The following is a 9044-nucleotide window of genomic DNA, read 5'->3' as shown; positions in this document are numbered from 1 at the left end:
GAATGGCACCGGTGTTTTATTTTGGGACTCCAGCAATTACACCAAAGTTCACTCGCCCGTTCCTTCGATTCCATCTGGGCGGGACAGGCTGGCCAATTGTGGCAAACAACGGGATCGATCAAGCGGGGCTCGAGGCCAAAGCCCGCACCGCGCGCAGACGCGAATGGCTGCTCGCGGCCGCACTTCTGGCCCCCAACCTGATCCTCCTGGCGATCTTCACCTACCGGCCGCTGCTGGACAACATCCGGCTGTCCTTCTTCAGTTGGAACATCTCGTCGCCGACGTCGACCTTCATCGGCTTCGACAACTACGTCGAATGGGCGACCCGCGCCGACACGCCGAAGATCCTGTTCAACACGGTCGTATTCACCTTCTTCGCGGTGATCGGATCGATGGTGCTGGGCCTCATCCTGGCGCTGCTGCTCGACCAGAAACTGCGCGGCCGCAACGCCGTGCGGTCGATGGTCTTCGCGCCCTTCGTCATCTCCGGCGCCGCCATCGGCGTGGCCTTCCAATTCGTCTTCGACCCGACCTTCGGCCTCGTCCAGGATCTCCTCGGCCGCATCGGCGTCGACAGCCCGAACTTCTACCAGAACCCGTCGTGGGCCCTGTTCATGGTGACGTTCACCTTCGTCTGGAAGAACCTCGGCTACACCTTCGTCATCTACCTCGCGGCGCTGCAGGGGCTCAGCCGGGACCTGTCGGAGGCCGCCGCCATCGACGGCGCCGGCGCCTGGACCCGATTCCGCAGCGTGACCCTGCCGCAGCTGCGGCCGACCACGTTCTTCCTGTCGATCACCGTCACCCTCAACTCGGTGCAGGTGTTCGACATCATCAACACCATGACGCGCGGCGGCCCGCAGGGCAACGGCACCACGACCCTGGTGTTCCAGGTCTACAACGAAACCTTCGTCAACTTCCGGGCGGGATACGGCGCGACCATCGCGACGATCCTGTTCCTGATCCTCCTGGTGGTCACGCTGATCCAGGTGCGCTACATGGACAAGGAGAACGTGCGGGCATGATCGGCACCGAACGCGGCATCGGCTGGCGCATCGTCGGATACCTGGGCATGGCCCTGGCGGTGGCCTTCATCGGCCTGCCCCTCATCTGGATCGTCCTGGCCAGTCTCAAGCAGCACGGCGACATCTACTCCATCCCCGTCCGCTGGTTCCCCGAGGAGTGGTACCCGCAGAACTACGCCGACGCGACCGACCGGGTCCCGTTCTTCGCGTACTTCCGCAACTCGATCATCATCACGGTGATCCTGTGCACCATCAAGATCGTCCTCGGCGTGATTTCGGCCTACGCGCTGGCGATCCTGCGCTTCCCGGGGCGCAACCTCGTCTTCATCATCGTCATTTCGGCGCTGATGGTGCCCAGCGAGGTCACCGTGATCTCGAACTACGCGCTGGTCAGCCAGCTGGGGTGGCGTGACACCTACCAGGGCATCATCATCCCGCTGGCGGGCATCGCCTTCGGCACGTTCCTCATGCGCAACCACTTCATGTCCATCCCGCACGAGATCGTCGAAGCCGCCCGGATGGACGGCGCCGGCCCGTTCCGGCTGCTGTTCCAGGTGCTGCTGCCCATTTCGCTGCCCACGCTCGTGGCGTTTTCGATGATCACCATCGTCAACGAGTGGAACCAGTACCTGTGGCCGTTCCTCATGGCCGAAACCGAAGCGTCGGCCACCCTGCCTGTGGGCCTGACCATGCTCCAGAACAACGACGGCGTCTCCAACTGGGGCCCGGTCATGGCGGCGACGATCATGACCATGATCCCGGTCCTGCTCCTGTTCCTCGCCCTGCAGAAATACATGATCAAGGGCCTGACGTCGGGTGCGGTGAAGGGATGACCACCGCCGCCGCACCGACCTCCCCGGGCCCTGCGCCGCCCACGCGGGCGTCGCAAAGCCCGAAAACCTCGAAAACCCCGCACCACTTTGCTTGACGACGACGCCTCCCGGACGTCGCCCCGAAAGGAACCACGATGAACGACCGCATCAACCGCACCCCGAACGGCATGAACCGCCGCACCTTCCTCGCGCTGCTGGGCCTGACCGGCGCGGGCGCCGCCCTCACCGCATGCGCCGGCACCGGCGGCGGCGACGGTGGTGCAGAGGGGGACCCGAACACCATCGTCTGGTGGTCCAACCACCCGGCCAGCTCGAAGGCCATCGAAGAGGAGCTCATCGCCCGCTTCGAGAAGGAAAACCCCGACCTCAAGGTCCGCCTCGTCGACGGCGGCAAGAACTACGAGGAACTCGGCCAGAAGTTCAACGCCGCCCTGTCCGGCACCGACCTGCCCGACGTCGTCGTCCTGTCCGACGTCTGGTGGTTCAACTTCGCCCTCAACGGCCAGATCGCCAACATCGACGAGGTCGCCGAGCGCGCCGGCGTGGACACCTCCACCTACGTCGACAGCCTCTACGAGGACTACGCGCTCAACGGCGGGCACTTCGCCATGCCGTTTGCCCGATCGACGCCGCTGTTCTACTACAACAAGGACCTGTGGAAGGAGGCCGGCCTGCCCGACCGCGGCCCCGAGTCCTGGGACGAGATGACCGAGTGGGGCAAGACCCTGCAGGAGAAGCTGTCCGGCCGCGAGCGCGCCCACGGCTGGGGCAACGCCGTCGACTACCTGTCCTGGACCTTCTCCGGCCCGCTGTGGACCAAGGGCGGCGCCTACTCCGACGGCTGGGACATGAAGCTGACCAGCCCCGAGACCATCGCCGCCGTCGAGTGGCTCAAGTCCACCGTCGACGACGGCTGGGCGACCGTGTCCAACGACCTCGCCAACGAATTCGGCACCGGCCTGCTCGGCTCGATCGTCGCCTCCACCGGCGACCTGGCCGGCATCAACGACACCGCCGACTTCGAGGTCGGCACCGCCTTCCTGCCCAACCCCAACGGCGACGGCGGCTGCCCGACCGGCGGCGCCGGCCTGGCCATCCCCGCCGGCATCTCCGAGGAGCGCCAGAACAACGCGGCGAAGTTCATCGACTTCATCACCAACACCGAAAACACCGCGTACTGGTCCCGCAACGTCGGCTACATGCCGGTGCGCAAGGACGCCGTCGATGACCCGGAGCAGAAGAAGTTCATGGACGAAAACCCGAACTTCCGCACCGCCGTCGAGCAGCTGCCGCAGACCCGACCGCAGGACAACGCCCGCGTGTTCATCCCGAACGGCGACCGCAAGATCGGCGACGCGCTGGAGACCATCCTGCTCACCGGCGCCGCCATCGAGCCGACCCTGTCGTCGCTCGAGGAGGAGCTGACCACCGCCTACGAGCGCGACATCGAGCCGCACCTGTAATTCGCGGGTAATTCGGCGACACGAAAAACAACGAGGAGAAAACATGGCGGGCGTCATCTTCGACGGAGCCACGCGCATTTACGCCAAGGACGGCAAGCCCGCCGTCGATTCCCTGAACCTGGACATCGCCGACGGCGAGTTCCTGGTGCTGGTCGGTCCGTCGGGCTGCGGCAAGTCGACGTCCCTGCGGATGCTGGCGGGGCTCGAGCCCGTCGACCGCGGCAGCATCCACATCGGCGGACTCGACGCGACCGGCGTCCGGCCCCAGGACCGCGACGTCGCCATGGTCTTCCAGAATTACGCGCTGTACCCCAACATGACGGTCGCGAAGAACATGGGATTCGCGCTGCGGAATCAGAAGGTGCCCAAGGCGGAGATCGAGCAGCGCGTGAAGGAAGCCGCCCGCATCCTCCAGCTGGAGAATCTCCTGGACCGCAAGCCCGCGGCACTGTCGGGCGGCCAGCGTCAGCGCGTGGCGATGGGACGTGCGATCGTCCGCGAACCCGCGGTGTTCTGCATGGATGAGCCGCTGTCCAACCTCGACGCGAAGTTGCGGGTGGAAACCCGCGGCGAAATTTCGGCCCTCCAGCGGCGCCTGGGCACCACCACCGTCTACGTCACGCACGATCAGGTCGAGGCGATGACGATGGGAGACCGCGTCGCCGTGCTGCTCGACGGCGTCCTGCAGCAGGTGGACACTCCCGCGGTGCTGTACGACCGGCCGGTCAACGCCTTCGTCGCGGGGTTCATGGGATCGCCGTCGATGAATCTGCTGCCGGGCGTGGTCCGCGACGACGTCGTGGTTCTCGACGGCGGCGCCGTCGTGCCCTTGGGGGCGCGGCAGGACGACGGCCGCCGCGTCACCGTGGGCTTCCGTCCGGAAGACGTGGCGGTCGACGCGGATGGGACGCATCCCGCCGACCAGTGCGTGACCATCGACGTCACCCAGGTCGAGGAGCTCGGCGCGGAGTCGATCGTCCACGGCGTCGGCAAGGGCGGCGAGAAGATCGCCGTGCGTCGCGACCGCGGTCACGGCGTCGCTGCGGGCGACGGGCTGCGCGTGGTGCCGGACGCCCGCCGGATCCACCTGTTCGACGGGGAGTCCGGCGAGCGGATCAGCGACTGACCGCTACGCGCCCTCGACCGGCGTGCGGCTCAGGGCGTGCATGCGGTTCCAGCCGTTGATGCAGATCGCGGCCCAGGCCAGCAACGCGGCCTTGTCGTCGCCCAGCACCGCGCGGGCGGCGTCGTACTCTTCGACGTTGTCGTGCGCGGCGACCGGGTCGGTGGCGGTTTCGGCGATGGTCAGGGCGGCGCGCTCGACGTCGTCGTACACCGCGCCGGCCTCGCGCCACGCCGGGGTGACCGACAGCTTCAGGGTGCTCAGGCCGGCCTTGAGGCCCTCGCGGACGTGGACGTCCAGGCAGAACGCGCAGCCGTTGATCTGCGACGCGCGGACGTAGACCAGCTCGATGAGGTCGCGGCCGACGCCGAGTTCCTCCGCCTTCTTCCAGATCGCCTGGGTCTGGGCTGCCTGGGCCTTCCAAGCCTCCTTGAAAACGTCGCCGAGGGGGAGTCGGTCCATGGTGGTGTCGCTCATCGCGTGGTCCTTTCGGGAGTGGGGGAGCGGGGAGTGGTGAGTGGGGCGGCGCGGGTTCCGGGTGCGCCGCCTTCGACTGCGTCAATCATACCCCCCGGGGCATCAATTCCACGGGGGTGCGCCGCCCCCGGCCCGGATACCCCCGCCCGAAAACGGCGAAACCCGCCGCATTCGCGATGGAATGCGGCGGGTGATCCCGAGGCCGGTCCCTTAGGACGGCAAGCCCCGGGGAGACGCCTACTTGTGGCGCTCGATGGCCTCGTCGAGGATGCGCTGGGCCTCGGCCTTGTCGCCCCAACCGGAGCCGGAGACCTCCTTGCCCGGCTCGAGATCCTTGTAGTGCACGAAGAAGTGCTCGATCTCGTCGAGGGTGAACTGGGAGATGTCGCCGAGGTCCTGGAAGTGGTCGAAGCGCGGGTCGTCGAGGACGCAGAGCAGCTTGTCGTCGCCGCCGGCCTCGTCGGTCATCTTGAACACGCCGACGGGACGGGCCTTGACGATGACGCCGGGGAACACCGGCTCCGGCAGCACGACCAGCGCGTCCAGCGGATCGCCGTCCTCGCCGAGGGTGTCCTCGATGTAGCCGTAGTCGGCCGGGTAGGCCATGGGGGTGAACAGGTAGCGGTCGAGGTAGACCTTGCCGGTCTCGTGGTCGACTTCGTACTTGTTGCGCTGGCCCTTCGGGATCTCGATGGTGACCTCGATGGTCATTGTGGACTGCTCCTCTGGTGTGGTGTCGTGCGATGCGCCGGCGCGGGCGCCTACAGTGGATCCATCTTAGTCGTTGCCGTTGCCCATACCTCCGGAGGAGCCCCGTGAGCCGTACCGTCGGGTGGATGTTGTCCATCGCCGCGTTCGCCGTCGTGGTGTGCGTGATCGTGGTGGCGGGCATGGCGGTCAATGCGAATCGGGTGACGGTGGCGGAGGCTCCGCAGGTCCCGGGCGTGCAGGCTCCGTTGCGGGCGGCGGGCGCGTCGCAGGAGCTTGACGACGGTTCGTCGGGGGAGCCGATCGCCGACGAGTCGGAGTTGGCGGCGCAGGTGGCGGCCGTGATGGACGCCGCCGCGAAGGACCCGGCGCTGGGGCGGTTGACGGCGGTCGTGTCGTCGGCGCGGACGGGCGACGTGCTGTGGGAGCAGGGGTCGGCGGAGCCGTCGCGGCCTGCGTCGTCGCTGAAGATCCTGACCGCCGCGGCGGCGCTGCTGGAGCTCGACCACGACAAGACCGTGGCCACCCGGGTGGTGCGTTACCCGGGGCAGGACGGGGTGGTGTTGGTCGGTGCGGGGGACCCGACGTTGAGCGTCGACGGCGCGGGTTTCTATCCGGGGGCCGCGTCGATCGCCGAGATCGCCGAGGAGGTCCGCGCCTCGCTGGGCGTCGCCGAGGGGCAGCCGGTGCCGCAGGATGCGGGCGCGTCCACCGTCTACGTCGATCGTTCGCTGTTCCGCGACACCTTCCATTCCACGTGGGAGCGCGACGGCATCGAGGACGGGTACATCGCGCCGGTTGAGCCGGTGATGGTCGACGGTGCCCGACTGTCGCTCGACCGCGAGGATGCGCGCCGCACCCCGGAGCCCGCCGCGGGCGCCGGTCAGGCCCTCGCGACCGCCATGGGGGTGGCGAACGTCGAGGTGCTGGCGCCGGAGGAGACCGCGCAGTCGAGGTTCGGCGGCGAACCCGAGGTGCTCGCCGAGGTCGAGTCCGCCCCGTTGTCCGAGCGGGTGCACCAGATGATGACCCGTTCCGACAACGTCCTGGCCGAATCGCTGGCCCGCGAGGTGGCCGTCTCGCGTGGCCTGACCCCCGATTTCGCCGGCGCGGCGAAGGCAGTCGCCGACGTCCTGGCCGAGCATGGGCTGGCGTTGGAAAACACCGGTTCCAGTGCCGCGAACCTCGCCGACTCCAGCGGCCTGAGCGTGGACAACCGCGTCACCCCCGCGCAGCTCGATCGGGTGCTGCTCGCCGCTACCGGCCGGCACCCGGGAATCGACGGGGCCGAAGGGACCGGAGCGGCCGAAGGTGATGGAGCGGACGATGCGGACGAGCTCACCGCGAAGCTGCGCCCGCTGCTCGACGCGCTGCCGGTCGGCGGCGTCTCCGGCACCCTCGCCGAGCGATACTCCGGCTCCGACGGCGCCGGCTGGGTTCGCGCCAAAACGGGCACGCTCGACGGCACCTCCGCGCTGGCCGGGTACACGGTGACGCAGGGCGGCGACGTGCTGACGTTCGTCCTGCTCTCCAACGAGGCGTCGCTGCTGCCCGCCCGCGCCGCCGCCGACGCCGCGGCGACGGGCCTCCACGACATCGCCTGACCCCGTCACCTCCCGACCGCTCGCGTTTTCGCGCATCTGGCGCTCCACGTATCCGTCGAAAAGCAATCGTGAGTGAAACGAACTGGTCTACGGTGGGCCCAAACACCGACACCCAGGAGAGACGATGGACGACATCCAGCCGCTGCCCCAGCCCACCGCCCGGGACATCGCCGCCCGCGTGCGCGCCGGGCGGATGACCCCGGAGGAGGCCGTGCGCGAATCCCTCGATCGGATCGCCGCCGTCGACGGGGCGGTCAACGCCTTCACGGAGGTGTGGGCCGACCGGGCGATCTCCGAGGCCCGCGAACTGGCCGCCCGCCCGGACCTCGCCGACCTGGGCCTGGCCGGCGTGCCCTTCGCCCTGAAGGACAACACCGCCCGCGACAACGACGTGGTCCAGCGCCTGGTGCAGGCGGGCGCGATCCCGGTGGGCACCACCGCCAACCCGCAGTTCTGCACGTGGGGCACCACCGACGCGCCGGGCCGCATCACCCGCAACCCGGTCCGCCCGGGACTCTCGCCCGGCGGATCCTCGGGAGGTGCCGCGGCGGCGGTGGCGGCGGGCATGGTGCCCTTCGCCCAGGGCAACGACGGCATGGGATCGCTGCGCATCCCCGCGGCGGCGTGCAACCTGTCCACCATCAAGTCGACGCCCGGCATCGTCCCGGGCCGCAACGGCCGCAACGACTGGTACGGCATGGCGGTGCAGGGCGTCATCGCGCAGGACAACGACGACCTGACGCTGCTCATGCGCGAGCTGACCCGCGGCCACGTCGACGCCGTCGATGCCCCGTTGCCGGAGAATTTCGGCGCGACGCTGGACCTGTCGTCGCCGGTGGCCGGTTTCGGGGCGCGCGAGGAATGGAAGGAGGCGGCGCGCCAGGCGGCGAAGACCCTCGGCGACGCCGGTTTCCCCGTGCGCGAAGCCAAGGCGCCGTACCCGCTCAACCCGCTGCCGATGCTCGCCCGCTGGTCGGCCGGCGTGGCCGATTCGCTGGCCGACGAGGGCATGCCCGACCACCTGGAGTGGCGCAACCGCGTCCACGCGCGCATCGGCCGATCGCTGCGCTGGTCGATCTCCGACCGCCAGGTGGTGAGGGCCCGGTCGAAGATGGAGAAGTTCATGCCGGGCGACAACGTCCTGATCACCCCGGCGCTGGCCACCGAGCCGCCGTCGACCGGCCCGTGGAACTCGCGCCCGTGGTCGGCGAACATGCTCGCCAACATGCGGTTCGCGCCCTTCGTGTCCGTGTGGAACCTGCTGGGCTTCCCGGCCGGCGTCGTCGTCGAGCCGGTGACGGGCGTGCCGGTGCAGGTGGTCGCCCGCATGACGCAGGAGCGGGTGTTGCTCACGGCGATGGACCGCATCGCGGCGGGTGGGGTCGTCGGCGGCGGCGCGTAGTCGGTCCGCGCGACGTGCCCGGTAGCCTGACCGCATGACCGCCGCCCCGTTCTGGCCCCGCCGCAGTCCCGCGTTTCTGCGGGTCCGGCGGGCCGTGCGGCCAGTGTTCGGCGGGCTCGTGCGTGACGACGGTCCGCGCCTCGGCGACACCCGGGTGCCCCGGGTGGTGGTGGGGTTGTCCGGAGGGGCGGATTCCCTGGCCCTGACGGCGGCGTGCGCTGCGGAGGCGCTGGGGGCGGGGATCGGCGCGGAGTCGGTGCACGCGGTCGTCGTCGATCACGGGCTGCAGGAAGGTTCGGCCGACGTCGCCCGCCGCGCGGCGGAGACGGCGCGGGGGTTCGGCGCAACCGCCGACGTCGTCCGCGTCGACGTGCCCGGCGGCACCGACGGGGCGGGGCAGGGGCCGGAG

The 9044-nt window shown here is 69.2% G+C and carries 9 protein-coding genes; 7 read left to right on the top strand and 2 right to left on the bottom strand.

All coding sequences use genetic code 11. The features are described from left to right. Positions 1 to 98 precede the first annotated feature (98 nt). From HMPREF3121_RS07165 to HMPREF3121_RS07150, 4 genes are all read left to right on the top strand, one after another. Positions 99 to 1025, top strand: a complete 927-nt coding sequence (locus HMPREF3121_RS07165) for a carbohydrate ABC transporter permease (protein WP_246816098.1) — start codon at positions 99 to 101, stop codon at positions 1023 to 1025. After that, complete coding sequence (locus HMPREF3121_RS07160; protein ID WP_070521541.1) at positions 1022 to 1858, top strand: carbohydrate ABC transporter permease; 837 nt, start codon at positions 1022 to 1024, stop codon at positions 1856 to 1858. Before HMPREF3121_RS07165 ends, HMPREF3121_RS07160 begins: the two co-directional genes overlap by 4 nt. 134 nt (positions 1859 to 1992) lie before the next feature. Continuing rightward, positions 1993 to 3321 carry an ABC transporter substrate-binding protein gene (locus HMPREF3121_RS07155; protein ID WP_246816097.1) on the top strand — a complete coding sequence of 443 codons (1329 nt, stop codon included), beginning with the start codon at positions 1993 to 1995 and terminating at the stop codon, positions 3319 to 3321. A 43-nt stretch (positions 3322 to 3364) separates the two neighbouring features. Beyond that, the gene (locus tag HMPREF3121_RS07150) at positions 3365 to 4447 is read left to right on the top strand and encodes an ABC transporter ATP-binding protein (RefSeq protein WP_070521538.1); all 1083 of its coding nucleotides are present in this window, start codon (positions 3365 to 3367) and stop codon (positions 4445 to 4447) included. A 3-nt stretch (positions 4448 to 4450) separates the two neighbouring features. On the opposite strand, the gene HMPREF3121_RS07145 is transcribed toward HMPREF3121_RS07150, so the two are convergent. Continuing rightward, complete coding sequence (locus HMPREF3121_RS07145; RefSeq protein WP_070521535.1) at positions 4451 to 4921, bottom strand: carboxymuconolactone decarboxylase family protein; 471 nt, start codon at positions 4919 to 4921, stop codon at positions 4451 to 4453. 237 nt (positions 4922 to 5158) lie between these two features. Continuing rightward, the gene (locus HMPREF3121_RS07140) at positions 5159 to 5632 is read right to left on the bottom strand and encodes an inorganic diphosphatase (RefSeq protein ID WP_070521532.1); all 474 of its coding nucleotides are present in this window, start codon (positions 5630 to 5632) and stop codon (positions 5159 to 5161) included. A gap of 104 nt (positions 5633 to 5736) precedes the next feature. Here HMPREF3121_RS07140 and HMPREF3121_RS07135 point away from each other — a divergent pair, with 104 nt between their 5' ends. The 3 genes from HMPREF3121_RS07135 to HMPREF3121_RS07125 all read left to right on the top strand — a co-directional run. Beyond that, positions 5737 to 7233 (top strand): D-alanyl-D-alanine carboxypeptidase/D-alanyl-D-alanine-endopeptidase, encoded by a 1497-nt coding sequence (locus HMPREF3121_RS07135; RefSeq protein WP_141743025.1) that lies wholly within the window; start codon positions 5737 to 5739, stop codon positions 7231 to 7233. Positions 7234 to 7357: 124 nt separating this feature from the next. Continuing rightward, positions 7358 to 8635 carry an amidase gene (locus tag HMPREF3121_RS07130; protein WP_070521529.1) on the top strand — a complete coding sequence of 426 codons (1278 nt, stop codon included), beginning with the start codon at positions 7358 to 7360 and terminating at the stop codon, positions 8633 to 8635. A 34-nt stretch (positions 8636 to 8669) separates the two neighbouring features. Continuing rightward, on the top strand, positions 8670 to 9044 hold a 375-nt coding region (locus tag HMPREF3121_RS07125), incomplete at its 3' end, for a PP-loop family protein (RefSeq protein WP_305764038.1).

Source organism: Corynebacterium sp. HMSC11E11 (assembly GCF_001807025.1).
GTDB classification, from domain to species: domain Bacteria; phylum Actinomycetota; class Actinomycetes; order Mycobacteriales; family Mycobacteriaceae; genus Corynebacterium; species Corynebacterium freneyi.
The sequence above is the reverse complement of the archived record's forward strand: the minus strand, read 5'-3'. Positions and strand labels throughout refer to the sequence as shown.

Coding starts and splice junctions, on each gene's coding strand:
- HMPREF3121_RS07160 (WP_070521541.1), top strand. CDS start 1,022: ATGATCGGCACCGAACGCGGCATCGGCTGGCGCATCGTCGGATACCTG.
- HMPREF3121_RS07155 (WP_246816097.1), top strand. CDS start 1,993: ATGAACGACCGCATCAACCGCACCCCGAACGGCATGAACCGCCGCACC.
- HMPREF3121_RS07150 (WP_070521538.1), top strand. CDS start 3,365: ATGGCGGGCGTCATCTTCGACGGAGCCACGCGCATTTACGCCAAGGAC.
- HMPREF3121_RS07145 (WP_070521535.1), bottom strand. CDS start 4,921: ATGAGCGACACCACCATGGACCGACTCCCCCTCGGCGACGTTTTCAAG.
- HMPREF3121_RS07140 (WP_070521532.1), bottom strand. CDS start 5,632: ATGACCATCGAGGTCACCATCGAGATCCCGAAGGGCCAGCGCAACAAG.
- HMPREF3121_RS07130 (WP_070521529.1), top strand. CDS start 7,358: ATGGACGACATCCAGCCGCTGCCCCAGCCCACCGCCCGGGACATCGCC.